This window comes from Kitasatospora sp. NPDC056800, from assembly GCF_042789775.1.
Classification (GTDB): Bacteria; Actinomycetota; Actinomycetes; order Streptomycetales; family Streptomycetaceae; genus Kitasatospora.
The window spans coordinates 13,892-31,173 of record NZ_JBHUAL010000108.1 but is presented as its reverse complement, the minus strand read 5'-3'; the positions used below and the strand labels follow the sequence as shown (position 1 = coordinate 31,173).

Sequence of the window (17,282 nt, the reverse complement as noted above, 5' to 3'; positions counted from 1 at the left end):
CGGGTCGCACCCCGTGAGGTGCGACCCGGGCCGGGCAGTCGACGGTCAGGCGCCGGCGGAGGCCAGGCGGGCGTGGCGGCGGGCGGTCGCCTCGGCCGGGTCCAGGACCGGCACGGCGGCCAACAGGCCCTTGGTGTAGGCGTGCTGGGGGGAGTCGTACACCGTGTCGGCGTCGCCCTGTTCCACGATCCGCCCGGCCCGCATCACCGCGACCCGGTCGCTCACCTGCCGGACCACGGCGAGGTCGTGGGCGATGAAGACCAGCGCGAGGCCGAGGTCGCGCTGCAACTCGCCCAGCAGCTCGACCACCTGGGCCTGGGTGGTGACGTCCAGCGCGGAGACCGGTTCGTCGCAGACGATCAGCCGCGGTCGGGGCGCCAGCGCGCGGGCGATGCCGACCCGCTGCCGCTGCCCGCCGGAGAACTCGTGCGGGTAGCGGTGGTACCAGTCGGCGTCGAGCCCCACGCGTTCGAGGAGTTCGCCGACCCGGCTGCGGATGCGGCGCTCGTCGCTCTCCCCGGCGATGCGCAGCGGGTCGGCGATGGACTCGCCGATGCTGCGGCGCGGGTTGAGCGAGGACACCGGGTCCTGGAAGACCATCTGCAACTCTCGCCGGATCGGGCGCAGTTCCTTCTCCCCGAGCGCTCCGATGTCCCGGCCGCGGTAGTGCAGCTGGCCGCCGGTCGGCTCCAGCAGCCGGACGAGCATCCGCCCGAGCGTGGTCTTCCCGGAGCCGGACTCGCCGACCACGCCCAGCGTCTCGCCGGCCCGTACGGTGAGCGAGACGCCGTCCACGGCGGTCACCGGGCCGGTGCGCCGGGTGAGGCCGCCGCGGGTGGCGAACTCCCGGCGCAGGTCGACGGCTTCGAGTAGCACGTCATCCCCGACGGGCCCGGCCGACCTGGTCGGCTCGGCCGACTCGGCGGGCGCGTCGACCCGGGGCACCGCCGACAGCAGCGCGCGGGTGTACGGCTCGCGCGGAGCGCCCAGCACCTCGGCGACCGGCCCGTGCTCCACGGCCCGGCCGTCCTTCATCACCAGCACCCGGTCGACGCTCCCGGCGACCACGCCCAGGTCGTGGGTGACCAGGACCAGCCCGGCCCCGGTCTCGGCCCGCAACTCGTGCAGCAGGTCGAGGATCTGGGCCTGGACGGTGACGTCCAGCGCGGTCGTCGGCTCGTCGGCGACCAGCAGCCGCGGCTCGCAGGCCAGGGCCATCGCGATCAGCACCCGCTGGCGCATGCCGCCGCTGAACTCGTGCGGACGCGACCGCGAGCGCCGCGCCGCGTCGGCGATGCCCACGCGGTCGAGCACCTCGACGGCCCGGGCCCGGGCGTCCCGGCGGGAGACGTCCCGGTGCACCCGCACGACCTCGGCGATCTGGTCGCCCACCGCGTAGTACGGGTCGAGGGCGGAGAGCGGGTCCTGGAACACCATGGCGGCCAACCCGCCGCGCAGGCGCCGGAGTTCGTCGCCCTCGGCGGTGACGGCGTCGACCCCGGCGACCCGCACCGAGCCGCCGATCCGGGCGCCGGTGCCGCGGTGCAGGCCGAGCAGCCCGTAGGCGACGGTGCTCTTGCCGGAGCCGGACTCGCCGACGATGCCGAGCGCCTGCCCGGCCTCCAGGGTGAAGCCCACGCCGTCGACGGCGCGGACGTGGCCGTCGCCGACCGGGAAGTCGACGACCAGGTCCCGGACGTCGACCAGGGCCTCGCCCCGGGCTTCGGCGGCCAGGGGTTCGGAGCCCCGGGGCTCGGGGCTCAGGGTTCCGGCGCTCACGTCAGGACCACCCTTCGGTCGGTCACCGCGTAGAGCACGTCCGCGATGACGTTGGCGAGGACCACGAAGAACCCGGTGACGAGGGTGAGGCCGACGACGGTCGGCAGGTCGATCAGGCCGACCGAGGTGACCAGCAGCTTGCCGAGCCCCGGGAGGCCGAAGAGCGACTCGGTCAGCACGGCGGACCCGAACATCGTCCCGAGGTCGATGGCGGTCAGCGCGATCACCGGGGTGAGCGCGCCGCGCAGCGCGTGCCTGGTCACCAGGTGCCGCTCGCTGACGCCGTACGCCCGGAAGGTCCGGATGTGGTCGTCGGCGAGGGTCTCCAGCATGGAGGAGCGGGTCAGCCGGGCGTACTTCGCGGACTCGATGAGCGCGAGCGAGACCCAGGGCAGCAGCAGTCCCCAGAACCACTGCTGCGGGTCCTCGGTGAGGGGCACGTAGCTCGGGAACGGCAGCCACTGGAGCTGGGCGCACAGGACGATGAGCAGCACCAGGCCGATGACGAAGACCGGGATGGAGCTGCCGGCCAGCGTCAGCGCGGTCAGCAGCCGCTCGCTGAGCCGGCCCCGGCGCAGCGCGGAGACCAGCCCGGTGCCGACCCCGAGGACCAGCCAGAGCACCATCGCGCCGAGCGCCAGCGAGGCCGTCACCGGGAGCCGGGCGGTGATCATGTCGGTGACCTGCTCGCCGCTGCGGTAGGAGATGCCCAGGCAGGGCGCCTGGCAGTGCAGCAGGCCCGTCCCGGCGCTGAAGTCGCGGCCGGCGACGACGCCCTGGAGGAAGTGGGCGTACTGGAGGTAGACGGGCGCGTCGAGGCCGAGCCGTTCGCGCACCTGGGCGACCTGGGCGGGGCTGCACTTCTCGCCGCAGGCGAGCTGGGCCGGGTCGCCGGGGGCGATGTAGAAGACCGCGTAGACGACCAGGGAGAGGACGAGCAGGACGCCGAGCATGCCGACGGCCTTGCGGAGCAGGAAGCGGGTCATGCGGTGGCCTCCTCGGAGGGGCCCCGGCCCGCGCTCGACGGACCGGCGTTCGACGGAGCGGCGTTCGACGGACCGGCACCCGAGGGGCCGGCGTTCGACGGACCGGAGCCGCCGCGCGCCGTACCGACCCGCAGCCGGGAGGCCGCACGGGGGTCGAGCTCGGTGCGGACGGCGTCGCCGAGCACGGTGAAGGCGAGCACGGTGGTGAACAGCAGCGCGGAGGGGAGCAGCACGTACATCGGGTCCGCGCGGAACCAGGTGGTCGCCCCGGAGAGCATCTGGCCCCACGAGGAGGTCGGCGGCTTGACGCCCACCCCGAGGAAGGACAGCCCGGCCTCGGCGACCACGTTGGACGGCAGCAGCACCGCCGCGTAGGTGATGACCGGCGCGGCCAGGGACGGCAGCAGCTCCCGGCGGGCGATCCGCCACCGGGTGGCGCCGGCGAGCCGGGCCGCGGCCACGTAGTCGAGCTGCCGGAGGCTGAGCGTCTGCGCCCGGACCACCCGTGCGGTGCCGGCCCAGCCCAGCAGCCCGATGACCAGGGTCAGCAGCAGCGGGCGGGGGAAGCCGGGGGGCACGACCGCCATCAGCGAGATGGCGAAGACCAGCGTGGGCAGCGCGAGCATCACCTCGGTGGTGTTGCCGATCAGCTGGTCGAGCCACCGGTTGCCGAGGCCCGCGGCGAGGCCGAGCAGGACGCCGATCGCGACCTGGACGAGGGTGGCGCCGACGGCGACGAGCAGCGAGATCCGGGCGCCGTGCACCAGTCGGGCGAACACGTCCCGCCCGGTGCCGGGTTCGACGCCGAGCCAGTGCTCGGCGCTGACGCCGCCGAAGGAGCCGGTGGGCACCCCGCCGGCCGCCGAGTCGAGCAGGTCGTTGTGGTAACTGGTGGGGTCCTGGCCCTCGATCGCGCTGAGCAGCGGTGCCGCCGCGGCGATCAGGACGAGCAGGACGATGACGAGGCCGGCGGTGAGGGCGGCGCGCCGCGCGAGCAGCCGCCGCCACACCTGTGGTCCCCCGGCGGCCGGGGAGGCCGCGGGGGCCTCCCCGGCTCGGGGTTGCTGTGGAGCCATGGTTGTCCGATCGATCCGTCCGGTCCCGTCCGCTACTTGACCGCGACCTGGGAGATGTCGAGGACGCCGGTCCAGTCGCTGATGACGATGTTGCGGACGTCCTTGCCGGACAGCCGCTTGTAGACGGGGTGGAACAGCGGGACGGTGAGGGCCTGGTCGCCGATCCGCTTGTCCAGGGCGCCCCAGCGCTTGGCGGCCTCGGCGTGGTCGGTGATCTTGTTGATCTGGTCGATCTCGTCGTTCACCGAAGGGTCGTCCAGCTGCGCGGAGTTGAAGTTGTAGCCGTCGGTGACGATCTGCCGGCCGTCGAAGATCGGGGCCAGGAACGGGCCGCCGGACGGCCAGTCGGCGCCCCAGCCGGAGAGGAAGAGGCCGGGCTCGGTGCCGACGGTGTGGATCGTCTTGGAGTACCGGGTGGAGTCCAGGGCCTCCAGCTGGACGGTGATCCCGGCGGCCTTCAGGCCGTCCTGGACGGCGGCGGCCAGGTCCGGGCCGTAGCCCTTGCCGGTGGCGCTGGAGTGGGTGAGCGTGATGGTCAGGCCGTCCGGGTAACCGGCCTCCTTCAGCAGCTCCCTGGCCTTCGCCGGGTTGCCCGTGGCACCGGCCGGGAACGGGTCGTACGGCGTGTACCCGAAGGTCTCCTGGGCGGGCAGGTAGGTGGTGGCGGCCTCGGCGAGCGAGGAGCCGCCGGCCGCGTTGACGACCGAGGTGCGGTTGATCGCGTAGGCGACGGCCTGCCGGACCTTGGGGTCGTCGAAGGGCTTGACCTTCGGGTTGAACGCCAGGTAGTTGACGTAGCCGAAGTGGCCGGTGCCGACGCGCGCGGCGAGCGACTTGTCGTCCTTCACCTGGGCGAGCTCGGAGGGGCCGAGGTTGGTGTCGGTGGTGACGGCGGCCGCGTCGGCGCCGGTGCCGGCGGAGAGCCGCTGGTTGATCACCGCCGGGTCGAGCCCGGACTGCACGTCGATGGTGTCCGGGTACGCCTTGCGCTGGTCGTCCGTCGCCGCCGACCAGTTGGGGTTGCGCTTGAGGACGAGGTGGGCGCCGTCGTTCTCGTTCTTGACGACCTGGTAGGGGCCGGAGGAGACGGGGTGCTCCTGGTACTTCGTCCCGGTGTCCTTGGCCTTCGGGACGGGGGCGAACTGCGTCTGGGTGGCGAGGTACGGGAAGTCGCCCTCGGGCTTGTTGAGGCGGAAGACGATGGTCTTCTCGTCCGGCGTCTCGATGGCGTCCAGACCGCGCGTGTCCTTGTACGGGCCCTGGTAGTCCGCGGCGCCGACCAGCCAGTCCCTCAGGAACGGTGCACCGCCCGAGAGTTCGGGGGCGAATGACCTTTCGATGCCGTACTTGATATCGGCCGTGGTGATCGGCGAACCGTCCTCGAACGTCAGGCCGTCCTTGAGGTGGTACGTCCACACCGTCGCGCCCTCCGACGGGGTGCCGGTGTCGGTGGCGAGGTCCGGGACGACCTTGGTGCCGGCCGCGCCGTCGGCCCGGTTGCGGGTGGTGAGGGTGCGGAAGACCAGGGAGGGGACGTTGCCGCCGCCGGAGGTGTAGAGCCGCGCGGGGTCGAACTGGTCCTGCGGGTTCTGGTTGAGGACGGTGAGGGTGCCGCCCTGCTGCGGCGCGGCGTCCTTGCCGGAGCCTCCACCGCCGTCGGCCTTCGGTCCGCACGCCGCCAGCCCGACGACCAGTGCGACGGTGACGGTCGCCGTGGCGAGGCGGCGAGGGGTGAAGGTGGTGGTTCGAGACATCGGAAAGGGGGCCTTTCGCTACCGATGGTGTACGGAGGAAGGCGGGCGACAGTGAGGCCTGGGGAAGTGAGCGGCACCGCGCCCGCAGCAGGGGGCGACGCCCCGACGCGGCGATCACCGCTAAACGCGTCGGGACAGGGCGGATTCAGCGACAGAGATTGTCGGAAACGCAGTGCGCGGCCACGCCGATCAGCGCCAGCTCGATGGCGGCGCACGTGATCGGGTGACGGTCAGACATGCCGAGAAGAATGTATGACGATAAGGAGGATGTCAAAAAGCCCGACCATCATTCGGACAACACGTGAACACCGCGAACACCGGGGGCACCGCGAACACCACGAACACCGCGAACACCGGGAATGTCCGCGACGTATCGGTGGGATGGCCGATGTGCGCGGGTGGGGGGCGTGGCCGGTTCCCCTTTCGCCGTCGACGCCCCCACCCGGGCCCGCGGCCCTCGGCTCGAGGACGCCGACGGCCCTGCCGCGCCCGCCGTCGCGCCCCGGCCGATCAGATCTCGGAGCGGGCGGTGGCCGTCAGCGGGGCGAAGGTCTGGCGGAGGTCGACGACGGTGGTCGGGCCCTTCACCCAGGCGAGCGGGGCGTGGTGCACCCGGACCCCGGCCGGCTCTTGGAGCAGCGCCTCCCCGGCCGCGTTCCGCGGCCACTCCACCGACCCGGTGGCGGTCCGGGCGGGGACCAGCCAGTAGTCCCCCCGGGTGTAGGCGCCGCCCGGCCGGAAGTACACCTGGACGCCGTCCTCCAGGTCGAGCCAGGCGCCCTCCGCGAGCTGCAGGGCGCCGCCGGCCAGGGGCAGGGCGTCCCGGCCGCGGGCCTCCCGGTGGTCCCAGCGGCGCAGGAAGGGGTGGAGCTCGGACAGCCGCCCGACCCCCGGGACCGGCTCGGCGGACAGCCGCACCCGGCGGCCCGGCAGGTCGATCTCCTCCACCTGGAGCAGGTTCGCCGCCTCGTCCCGGCTGACGTACGCGCTGTCCGCGACCTCGACCCGGTCGCCCACCGAGAGGCCGAGCTTGTCGTCGTCGCCCAGCGTGTCCAGGGCGACCCAGACGCCCTCGACCGAGGCGACCGGGAGGACGACCGAGCCGTTCTCCCGGGACCACTTGAAGGTGGCGCCGCCCTCCGCCGATCCGCCGTGGTGGACCTCCACCCGGTACAGCTGGTTCTCCGGGCCCCGGTAGCCGGCCTCGGGGTGCGCCAGGCACGGGTCCTCGCCGGCCCGCTCCGGCCGCCGGGCCCGCGCGGCCAGCCAGGAGGAGGGCCGCTCGCGGGGCGCGGCCCAGGCGTCGAAGGCCTCCAGCACCCGGGACGGACCGCCGTCCGGCACGTTCAACTCCGAGGCGGGAAGGGCCAGTACCTGCCAGACGACCTTGGCCCGGGCCGCCGTGTCGGGCATCGCCGCGCCGAGCGCGACCTCGCGGATCTCCGGGTCCTCCACGGCGGTGACACTGCGCTCCCAGACCTTCAGGTAGACCAGGAACGGGAACGCGTCGGGCAGCCGGTCGCCGGGGCGCTCCTGGTCCCGGTAGGCGTCCGGCTGGTCCCAGTACGTCCAGCCGGCGGGCACCTCCCGGGTCTCGGCGCCCCAGACGCCGTCGTCGGGCACGGCGGTGCCGGGCCCGGGCCGGTCGGCCTCGCACAGGACGCCGTCCACGTAGTACCGGCCGCCGCCGATGGCGAGGTCGTCCAGGTCGTGGTTGCCCGGCAGGTAGCCGATCGCGAACCCGGCCGCGCCGGCGGGCCCGCCGCGCCGGCCGATCAGGTCGGTGGCGAGCGTGCGCAGCTGGTGGCGCTCGATCGCGGCCTGCTCGTTGGCGTCGGCGTCGAGCTGGACCCGGCCCTGCTGGGTCAGCACCGCGGAGTAGTGCCTGCCGGGTCGGAAGGTCAGGCGCGAGAAGTCTGCGTGCACGGGGTCCCTCTCACAGTCAACGGTATTTAGCTGGTTGGGAGTTGCTCAGGGTCGGTCAGGTGGCGAAGAAGAGGCCGGCGTCGGTGCCGGCCGGGGTGTACTCGGCCAGCCGCGCCCGCAGGTTGTCCTCGCGCTGGGGCTGGAACAGGTCGTGGAAGGCGCCCAGTTCGGAGCGGTCCTCGGCGCCGCGGGTGATCTCCGGCGCGCAACCGGCGGCCGGCCGGCCGTAGCCGGGCGTGCCGTACCGGAGGCTGGTGAAGAGCGGGCGCACCCGCTGCGCCTCGGTCTCGCGCAGCCGCTCGGCCCGCGCCGGGTCCAGCTCGCCGCGCTCGACCAGCTCGGTCACCGCCGAGCGCACCCGGTCGGGCTGGCACTCGTACCGGCGGGGGGTGCGCGAGCCCGGGGGCACGTAGCAGAACCGCAGGCAGCCGAGCGAGCGGCGGGCCACCCGCATCCGGCCGGTGAAGACGCTGTCCTCGGCGATCCGCACCGCGTGGGTGTGCACCTCGCCGACCACCGTGGAGCGGTGCGCGTGCAGCACCGCGTAGGCGTGCTCGCAGTCGGGCCCGGAGAGCGCCGGGCGGTCCGGCCCGGTGGCGTCCAGGATGCTGTCGGCCAGGTGGATCTCCAGCGGGTCGTCGTCCACCTCGTCGCCGACGACCTGGATCGTGCCCAGGATGCTGCGCTCGATCCGGACGCAGGCCGTGGTGTGGTCCAGCACCAGGCTGGGCTCCTGCGGCGCGTGCGGTTCGCAGTGCGGCTCCAGGGACCAGCCCGGCACCAGGGTGCAGTGCCGCAGGGTGACGGAGGCGAGCGGCCCGGTGACGTTGACCCCGCGACCGGTGACCAGCAGGCCGTCCAGGACGAGCCGCCCGCCCGCGCAGGTGCCCCGGACGTTGAGCGCGTCCGGCCGGTTGCTGTACCAGTCGAGCAGCCGGATCACCGGCCGGGTGCCCTCGGCGGCGCGCAGTTCGAGCCGGTCGTCGGCCTCCAGGTCGAAGTCCAACTGCTCCTGGTAGGCGCCGCTGTGGGTGATCTCGATGACGGCGGAGCCGCCCGCGGTGCCGTCCCGCTGGTCGGCGCGCCACTGCTCGTACGCGTCGTTGATCCGCTCGAACGGCCGGCCGGGGCCGACCTGGTAGAGCGTCCGGTGCCGGGCCTCCGGGCGGTCGCGCGGGTACTCGCCGCCGCCGGTGTCGTCGCCGAACGCGTAGTGGTAGTCGACCCAGACGCCGCGGCGCGGGGCGGAGCGGGCGCCGAAGGCGATCCGGCCGAGCAGCGGGTCGACGGCGACCTGGCCGCGCTTGGGCCGGTACGTCCAGTCGGTCAGGTCGGCCACCACGATCTCGGCGGGCGGGACGGGCTCCTGGGAGCCGTCGCGCCAGATGGCGAAGCTCTTGCCGGGCCCGTAGTAGTCGGCCGTGCGCTCGGCCAGCTGTCGGCGCCGGATCGGGGCCGGCACGGTGTCGGCCGTCGCGGGGTGCGCGCCGGCCGGCCCCGGCTCGGGCCGGGTGACCAGCGGGGCGTCGTTGCCGAGGACGGAGAAGGTGAAGAGGTTCCTGGCCCGGTCGACGCAGTAGGCCGGCGCCCGGGTCACCGGATACGGCTTCAGCCGCCACACGGACAGGGCGACACCGGCCGGGGTGTAGCCGCCCTGGCGGCGCGGGGAGGCGGCCCGGCGGACGTCGACGGTGTGCGCCTGGCCGTCGAAGGGCCCGCCGAGCAGGTCCAGCGCCGCGCCGCGCCGGACGTCGACCAGCCGGCCCCGGCCCAGCCGCTGCCGGTCGGCCGGCTCCTCGTCCGGGCGCAGCAGCCGCACCGGCTGGGTGCCGGCGAGCAGCCGGGACAGCTCCACGGCGCGGCCCGGCCAGTCGGCGACCGAGGCGGACAGCTCCTCCAGCAGGGCGAGGGTGCCCTTGCGGCGGCGGTTGGCGACCGTGTTCGCGACGTCCTGGCGGGGCGCCAGCCGGGCGGCGAGCCGGTCGCGGGCCGCGATCCGCTCGGCGGAGGCCTCGCCGTGCAGGCCGGTGGCGAGCACCTCCTCGTAGCCGGGCAGGATCCGGTAGCCGACCAGGTCGCCGAGGTAGGCGACGGCCCAGTCGGCGGCGGTCTCCACGAACCAGTCCTGGTAGCCCTGGTCGACGCCGCCGCGGACGACGTCGACCTGTTCGGCGATGACGGCCAGCAGGGCGCGCAGCGGCTCGCCCGCGTCGGCGTCCCGCAGCCGGTGCCACTGGGGCAGCAGATCCAGCAGCCCGTCCGGGTCCCTGGTCATGCCCACCTCCGATGGATGCGCTGGTTCATCCGCGGATCTCCTTGAGGATCAACGTGTCGGGCAGGTCCGGTGCCAGTACGGCGAGTTGGGCCGGTCGGATGCCGCGGAACACCGTCACCACGCGGCCGGCCGGCAGCGGGCGGGTGTCGGTGACGGCCGGGTTGAGGCGCAGCAGTTCCGCGAGCGGGACGCCGTTGCGGGCGGCGATGTCGGTGAGCGTCTCGCCGGCGGCGTCCCGCACCCGGTAGCGCTGCTCCTCGTAGCGGGCGAGCCGGGCCGGGACCGTCGGCTGCGGCCGCGCGAGCCGGGCGGCGAGGTTCTCCAGGCCGTCCGGGGTGAGGCTGCCGGGCACGCCGGTGAAGGCGTCGACGTCCACCCGGTCCACGCCGGGGACGGCCTGGGCGGCGGCGAGCACCTCGGACAGGTGGGCGGGCTGGCCGAGTTGGCGTCCGGCGTAGCCGAGCCGGTCGAGCAGGGCGCGGCGCACCGCCGGTTCGACGAGGTCCCAGGAGTGGTCCGGGGCGACCTTGACGCCCGCAGCGACGACCAGCAGGACGAGCTCGCGCACGGCGACCCGGACGGGCAGCCGCGGGTCGCCGTAGGCGGTGAGCGAGGACCGCAGGGTGCGGAGCAGGTCGGAGTCGGCGGCGAGCGGGATGTCGTCCACCCCGGCGACCGTGACGTGGACGAGCTCGCGCCGGCCGTCCGAGAGCCGGGTGGCACTGGCGCGCCCGATGCCGGCCCGGGCGCGGGTGAAGTCCTCGTAGTCGGGCACCGAGACCAGCCGGTCCAGGGCGGTGACGGCGAGCGGGATGGTGCGCCTGGCCAGGCCCGGTCCGTCCGGTCCGGCGCCGCCGGTGGCGGGCAGCGGGTTGACGACGGCGGAGACGCCGAGCGGGCGGGTGGTGAGCTGGGTGATCCGGCCGGCGCCGACGTTGCCGCTCTCGCCGATGCCGATCCGGTAGCGGGCGCGGACGTTCTCCCGGCCGGTGGCCAGGCGCGAGCCGTGCACGCCGTCGCCGAAGGTGACGGTGGTGCGGCCGTCGGCGGCGGTCGCGGTGACGTAGACCCGTTCGTCCGGGCCGCGTCCGGTGAGGCTGTCGACCTCGTGCCAGAGCACTCCGTCGACCCGGACCTCCAGGGTGCTGCGCGCGCCCCCGGGGGTGTCGGCGGCCAGCCAGGTGAGCGGCGACTGCCAGAGGGTGAAGCGCTGGCCGGGGACGCCCGCGTCGCCGCTGCCGATCGCCTCGTCGCGGGTGGCGCCCTGGGTGGCGCGGACGACGTTGCCGAGGACCTGGACGGTGTCTCGCCGGTAGCGGAAGGCGAGCGGGGCGCTGAGCGTGACGGTGGTGCGGACGGTGTCCCCGGGCAGGAGCGGGTCGACGCCCTGCTCGACGCCGGCGATCATGGCCAGCTCGGTGCCGCGGACGCCGGTGGTGTGCGGGAGGTCGGTCCGCTCGCCGCTGATCGCGATCCACCGGCCGGGGGTCAACCCGTCGTAGAGCCGGGCGAGTTCGATCCGGTCGCCGCGGACGTCCTCGGTGACGGGCTCGTCGGCGAGCCGCAGCGACTCGCCGCGGGCGTAGACGGTGGCGTCCCGCAGGTGCGAGAGCTGGGTGTCCTGGTCGTCCAACCAGGGCTGCTGGAGGGAGAGTTCGGTCACCTTCCCGGTGATGCCGAAGTCGGCGCGGGAGACCACGCGCACGTCGGTGACCCGGGTGATGACCTCGGCGAGGTCGCGGCTGCCCGGGATGCCTCCGTCGAGGCCCTTGCGGGGGCGCTGGATCACCACCCAACTGCCGGGCGCGATCTGGTCGTACACGGCGTCGAGGGTGAGCACCGTGCCGGAGACGGGCTGCAGCTTGGTGGTGAGGGCCACCTCGACGGCCGGTGCCGACTGGTCGGTGCCGGCGTAGCGGTGCACCCGGACGTTCAGCTCGCCGGACTCGCCGGTCCGCTCCTGGCCCGGGTCGAGCTGGTAGTCGAGCGCGGGGCCGGGCCCGCCCTCGACCTTCACGTGGACGCGGCCGTCGGCCTGGGGGCGGGACACGAAGACCGTGCGCTCCGGCAGTTCGGCCAGCAGCTGGGCGCTGACGCCGGGCTCCGGGGCGGGCGCGGGTACGGCGGTCCGCAGGGCGGACGGCGGCGGTACGGGCGGTGCCGCCGGCTCGGTGGTGACGATCTTGACCTGGCCGGGCCCGAACGGGAAGGTGTGGTCCCACGGCAGCGAGAACCCGCTGTGCACCAGGCTGCCCGCCTCGACGTACGTGAAGTCGGCGGTCTTCGGGACGGTGCCGGCGTCGTCGAAGGCGATCCGGACGCTGACCAGCGTGCTGCCGGAGAGCGGCCAGTCCACGTAGCGGTCGATCCGGCCGTCGGTGCCGTAGACGGGCTTGAGCGGCGCGGTGGCGCCGAACGGGGTGGCGACCACCCGCATCGCCTGGATCTCGTGCACGGCGAGCGGCGCCGTCAGGTCGACCTGCCGCCAGGCGGGGTAGAGGCCGTCGCGCAGCCGGGGGTCGAGCGCGGACAGCAGCTGCGCGCCGAGGTCCGAGCCGGGCGCGAACAGGCGCTGCGGGTCGCGGGCGAGGTCCCGCGCGCTGAGCGGGGGCCGGGTGGGGGCGGTGCGCAGCGCGGCCAGCAGCGAGCCGAGTCCGCGGACGGCCGGGTCGGCGGTGCCGGGGCCGGGGGGCCCGGGCTTGTCGGGGGCCTGCGGCGGCTCCAGCTGGTGGGCGCGGTCCCGCAGGCCGGTCAGCTCCTCGCCGAGGTGCCCGAACCAGTCGGCCACCGGCTGCTGGGCGTGGGCCAGTTCGGCGGCCTCGGCGGCCCGGTCGACCACCGGGGCGAGCCGGTCGGCGAACTCGGCCGGGGTGCCCAGCGGGCCGGACGGCCGGTCGAGGTCGGCGCGCAGCGGGGCGAGCACCTGCTCGTCGAAGTCCCGGATGATCCGGCTGTGCCCGGGCCTCGGGTTCGGGGCGGACTCGGAGACGGTGATCCAGTCGGCGAGTTCGGCGCGCAGGTCCTTGAGGGTGCGCAGGTCCCGGGGCAGCCCGATCACCGTGACGTCGTTGTCGCGGTCGAGCCGCACCTCGGGCACCAGCCGCAGCATCCGGTGGACCGGGTCGGCGGCCTTGTCGGCGCTGAAGACGAACAGCAGCCGGTCGCCGGGCCGCAGGTTGTTCGCGGTGCCGGCGGCGAAGAGCTCGGCGCGTCCGCCGGGGTTCAGCTGGCCGGGCGTCAGCTGGTACGGGCGGCGGCGCAGCACGGCCAGTTCGTTCCAGGCCGAGCGGGCGGGGAGGTCCTCGGCGGTCTCGAAGGACTGCGGGTCCTCGCCGGGGCCGGGGACGCTCTGGCTGCGGGCGCCACGCGGGATCACCACGGTCGGGTCCTCGGCCGCCCTCGGGTCGTGGTCGAGGGAGTAGGCGAGGTAGGTGTCGGCGGCCACGCCGGGCCGGGGCCGGTGCCCGACCAGCCGGCCGAGCAGGGCGAGCGAGTCCTCCTCGGTGGCGGTTCGCAGGTAGCCCTCGTTGGCGATCCGCTCCGAGTAGAAGGTGAGCAGGTCGGCGAGCACGGCCCAGGCGTCCAGCAGCGCGATCGCCGGGTCGTCCGGGGTGCGGACGGTCAGGTCGCGCAGCGCCGGGTAGGCGGGGCCGGACAGCCGGGCGAGCAGGCTGTCGAGGAACTCCCCGTAGCGGCCGACCCGGTAGCCGATGGCGTCCAGTCCGGGCGGGTTGAACATCGGGACCGGGGTCGCGGTGGCGGTGCCCGCGCAGCCGCAGGTGCACTGGCCGCTCATCGGCCACCTCCGAGGACGATCGAGAGCCGGCCGTTCTCCGGCCGGTCGGGGTCGTTGTCGCACGCGGCGATCTCCAGCGCGCCGAGCCGCAGCAGCCCGTCGTCCAGCTCGCCGTCGTCCCGTCCGAACTGCCGCCGCAGCCTGGTCACTTCAGCACTGACGACGCCCGGCACGGCGGCCGCCGCGGCCACCAGCCTGGAGACCCGCACCGGTTCGCCGAAGCCCAGCGCGTCCGGGTGGAAGAAGCCGAGCCGGCCGTCCGGCAGGGCGCGGTTGCCCAGCACCCGGCGCAACTCGGCCAGGACGTGGCCGCGTTGGTAGCCGGCGGCGGCGCAGACCCGCAGTTCGAGGTCGATCGGCACCAGCAGGGCGGGCCGGACGACCAGGTCGTGGCCGATCCGGCGGTACGCCTCCAGGCCGTGCCCGACCGCCTCCAGGAGGGCCGGGCCGGCCACCGCCTGCCCGAACGGCTCGACGGCGACGTGCACCTCCTGCACGCTGCCCGTCCAGCGGAGCGCGGCCGCGGCCCGCCGGACGCCCGGCAGGGCGGCGGCCAGCTCCGCGTAGTCGGCGGCCGTGACGGCGCGCAGCCGGGTGCGGCCCAGGGCCAGCGGGGCGAGCCGGCGGACCTGGTCGAGCGGTTCGGGCTCGACCCCGCCGGTCGCGGGCAGCGGGTTGCGGACCAGCCGCACCGCGTCCTGCGGCCGGGCGGCGGCGGCGCCGCGCCGGTTCGCCTGGGGCGGCCGGTCCCGGCAGACCACCAGGTGGTTGACGGCCTCCGCGCCCACGTTCCCGGCCGTGCCGTTGCCGATCCGGTACGCGACCTCCAGCGTGCCGCCGGGTGCGGGCGGCAGGCCGTGGCGCCCGTCGCCGAAGCGCAGCGCGAGGCGCCCGTCGTCCTCCAGCTCGCCCACGAAGTGCCGGTCCCGGCGGCCGTCGGCGAGCAGGTCCCGGCGCGGCGTCCACTCCTGGCCCGCCGAGGCGGCCCGGACCTCGGGCAGGGCGGCGCGCGGGTCCTGGACGGCGATCCCGGCCGCGGGGCCGGCCAGCGCGGGGGAGTCGGGGTCGAGCCCGGCGGCGTACCGGGCGCCCCAACTCTGGGCCACCTCCCAGACGATGGGCCGCCCGAGCACCCCGCCGGAGCGGGCGCGCGCGGTGAGCACCTCCAGGCGGCGCAGCTTGGCGGCGAGCAGGCGGGTGCGGCGGGCCAGCAGCTCGCGCAGCCCGGCGGCGGGCCGCTCCGCGAGCCGCAGCTCCTGCACCACCCGGGCGCCGAACAGCACGGTCAGTTCGGCGAGTTCGGCCCGGGAGAGGTGGTGGCCGTCGCACGCCCGGTGCCACAGCCCCTCCAGTCGCAGCCGGACCCGCTCCGGAACGCCGGCGAGCAGGGCGGCCTGCCCGGCGCAGACGTGCGCCCGGTCCGGGTAGGCGGCCGCCTGGGTGACCGGCGCGTAGCGCAGCAGCGGACGGAAGGGCTGCGGCAGCACCGGGTAGCGGCTCTGGTCGAGCAGGGTCTCCAGCGCCGCCGCCTGGGCGTCGGCCGTGGGCGGCTCCACCACCGCGCCCTCGCCGTCCTCGCCCTCCGCGGTCGCGCCGGGCGCGAGCAGCACACTCAGCCCGGCCCGCCGCACCGCCGCCTCGCCGAGCAGCGCGTCCAGGGCGCGGACCTGCTCCGGGCCGAGCTGGCGGCCGTCGCGGGCCTGGTCGAGCAGTTCCCGGATCGCCTCCGCCGCCGGGCTGCCCTCGGCGCGGTCCTCGCAACCGCACCCGCCCGGCCCGCAGGGCGCCGTACGGACCGGCTCCGGCGGCACCGGGAAGGACTCCGGGGCGCCGCCGCAGAAGGTGAGCGAGCGGCCGTGGTCGACCAGGGCGACGTTGCCGCGGGCGACGCTCACGTCGGCGATCGGGCCGCAGTCGCTGCCGCCGTGGGAGGACAGGCAGACCGGGAAGGCGAGCGCGTCCTCCGGCGCCCAGGTGACCTCCAGCACGGGCTGGTCGTACAGCTCGTCGACCAGCGGGGTGACGGAGGTGAGCCGGACGGCCTGGCGGTGCGCGGGGTCGGCGTCGGCGGGCGCGCCGGTGCGCGGGCCGAGGACCTCCTCGATGACCAGCAGGTCGCCGGGGCGCAGCGCCAGGTGGCGGGTGCGGGGCTCCGGCTTGTCGGTGCCGGGCCGGTCGCCGGGCGGGGCGGTGTCCTCGCGCGGGGCCGCCCCGGGCCGGTCCTCGCGCGGGCACGGGTCGGTGTCGGGCCGGTCGTCGCGGAGGGTGGCGGAGGTCGCGCCCCGGGGCAGGACGCAGTCCTGGTCGCCCCAGGTCCAGAACCGGATGGTGTTGTGCGCGGGGTGCAGCACCAGGTCCGCCCCGCCGAGCGGCTCGAACACCTCCACGGCGGCGGTGCGGGCGAGCACGTCCAGGTCCTCGTCCGGGATCACCGTGGACAGCTCCGGGCGCTCCTGCGGGCCCAGCCGGCCGACGTCGACGGCGGCGAACCGGAAGGTGCCGGACCGCAGGGTGACGGAGCGGTCCACCGCCAGCGCGACGAACGCCCGGGCGTTGCAGCCGTCGTGCACCGCGTAGTCGACCAGCCGGACGTGTCGGCGCACCGACACCCGGCGGCGGGCCGTGTCGAGGTACGCCTCGGTGGCCACCGCGTCCTGCTGGTAGGAGAGCTGGTCGGCGGTGTAGGCGAGCAGCTCGACCAGGGTGACGCCGAGGTCGGGCAGGTGCCGCTCGGTCCAGCCGGGGACGGTCAGGCTCATCCGGTCCAGCACGAGCCGGCGCAGGCTCTCGTAGTCGCGCGCGGTGTAGTCGATCACCGGGGCCGGCCGGACGGCGGGCGGACAGCCCTCGTCGGTGCGGCAGTCGTACGGGGACGGGCAGTCGGCGCCGAAGGAGAACCCGGTGTGCGCGTACCGCGGGTCGAAGCCCGGGAACGGGCGGGTGCCCGGCCGGCCGTACGCGTCCGCCAGGACCACGCTCAGCCGGTAGCGGGAGGTGTCGCCCGCCCGGTCGAGGGTGACGAGCATCCGGTCGTCCAGCTCCGGGTCGTCCGCGCGCTCGATGTCGACCGCGAGGGCGCGCAGACCGGTGATCCGGCGGCCGCCGTCGACCCGGATGTTCTCCGGGCCCAGCTCGTCCGGCGCCCGGCCGAGGAAGGTCACCGTCAGCGTGCGCCCGTCGTCGCTCGGCTCGGCGCCGTCCAGGCCCAGCAGCCGCGCCGCGCGCACGTCGGCCCGGCGAAGTTCCGTGCCGCACTGTGAGGTCGGGAATTCCGCCTGGCCGGTCATGCCGCCACCCCGCCCTCGAACACGTCCTGCCGCCGGGTGCCCGTCCGGCGGACGACGTACGCCAGCTCGACCCGCACCACGTTGTCCTCGCTCTCCACGTCGAGCGCGACGACCTCGATCACATCGCCGAGCCACCGCTGCAGCGCCGCCTGGACGGACAGCTGCAGGGTGGCCGCCAGCTCCGGGCTGTTCGGCGCGAAGACCAGGTCGAGCAGCCCGCAGCCGAAGTCCGGGTGCATGACCCGCTCACCCGGGCTGGTGAACAGCAACTGCTCGATCAGGTCGCGCACATGGTCGTCGTACGCCGCCCCGGCGGTGCGCCCGCGGCTGTCGATCCGGAACGGGAAGGCGAGGTCCGTCCGGGCGGGCCCTGGCGGTGGTGCCATCAACTCGGCACCGCCGA

The 17,282-nt window shown here is 75.2% G+C and carries 10 protein-coding genes; all 10 read right to left on the bottom strand.

All coding sequences use genetic code 11. From position 1 onward, the window contains the following. Window positions 1-45 precede the first annotated feature (45 nt). A complete protein-coding gene (locus ACFRQN_RS23085) occupies window positions 46-1,734 on the bottom strand; it encodes an ABC transporter ATP-binding protein (RefSeq protein ID WP_380741776.1) in 1,689 nt (562 codons plus the stop codon). Window positions 1,735-1,775: 41 nt separating this feature from the next. Continuing rightward, window positions 1,776-2,765: an ABC transporter permease gene (locus tag ACFRQN_RS23080; protein ID WP_049651523.1), complete on the bottom strand. Its 990-nt coding sequence runs from the start codon at window positions 2,763-2,765 to the stop codon at window positions 1,776-1,778. After that, window positions 2,762-3,841: an ABC transporter permease gene (locus tag ACFRQN_RS23075; RefSeq protein WP_380741772.1), complete on the bottom strand. Its 1,080-nt coding sequence runs from the start codon at window positions 3,839-3,841 to the stop codon at window positions 2,762-2,764. The genes ACFRQN_RS23080 and ACFRQN_RS23075 overlap by 4 nt, the downstream gene beginning before the upstream one ends. Window positions 3,842-3,873: 32 nt before the next feature. Beyond that, window positions 3,874-5,595: an ABC transporter substrate-binding protein gene (locus tag ACFRQN_RS23070; RefSeq protein WP_074006034.1), complete on the bottom strand. Its 1,722-nt coding sequence runs from the start codon at window positions 5,593-5,595 to the stop codon at window positions 3,874-3,876. A 145-nt stretch (window positions 5,596-5,740) separates the two neighbouring features. Then, window positions 5,741-5,833, bottom strand: a complete 93-nt coding sequence (locus ACFRQN_RS23065; protein ID WP_310593099.1) for an Ms4533A family Cys-rich leader peptide — start codon at window positions 5,831-5,833, stop codon at window positions 5,741-5,743. A 272-nt stretch (window positions 5,834-6,105) separates the two neighbouring features. Beyond that, window positions 6,106-7,521, bottom strand: a complete 1,416-nt coding sequence (locus ACFRQN_RS23060) for a DUF6519 domain-containing protein (RefSeq protein ID WP_380741770.1) — start codon at window positions 7,519-7,521, stop codon at window positions 6,106-6,108. A 55-nt stretch (window positions 7,522-7,576) separates the two neighbouring features. Beyond that, on the bottom strand, window positions 7,577-9,796 hold the full coding sequence (locus ACFRQN_RS23055; protein WP_380741768.1) for a hypothetical protein: 2,220 nt from the start codon (window positions 9,794-9,796) through the stop codon (window positions 7,577-7,579). Window positions 9,797-9,821: 25 nt separating this feature from the next. After that, entirely contained in the window at window positions 9,822-13,592 is a 3,771-nt protein-coding gene (locus ACFRQN_RS23050) for a putative baseplate assembly protein (RefSeq protein WP_380741766.1), read from the bottom strand. Next, window positions 13,589-16,879: a putative baseplate assembly protein gene (locus tag ACFRQN_RS23045; RefSeq protein ID WP_380741764.1), complete on the bottom strand. Its 3,291-nt coding sequence runs from the start codon at window positions 16,877-16,879 to the stop codon at window positions 13,589-13,591. Before ACFRQN_RS23045 ends, ACFRQN_RS23050 begins: the two co-directional genes overlap by 4 nt. Further along, a complete protein-coding gene (locus ACFRQN_RS23040; RefSeq protein WP_380741774.1) occupies window positions 16,876-17,265 on the bottom strand; it encodes a GPW/gp25 family protein in 390 nt (129 codons plus the stop codon). Before ACFRQN_RS23040 ends, ACFRQN_RS23045 begins: the two co-directional genes overlap by 4 nt. Window positions 17,266-17,282: the final 17 nt, after the last annotated feature.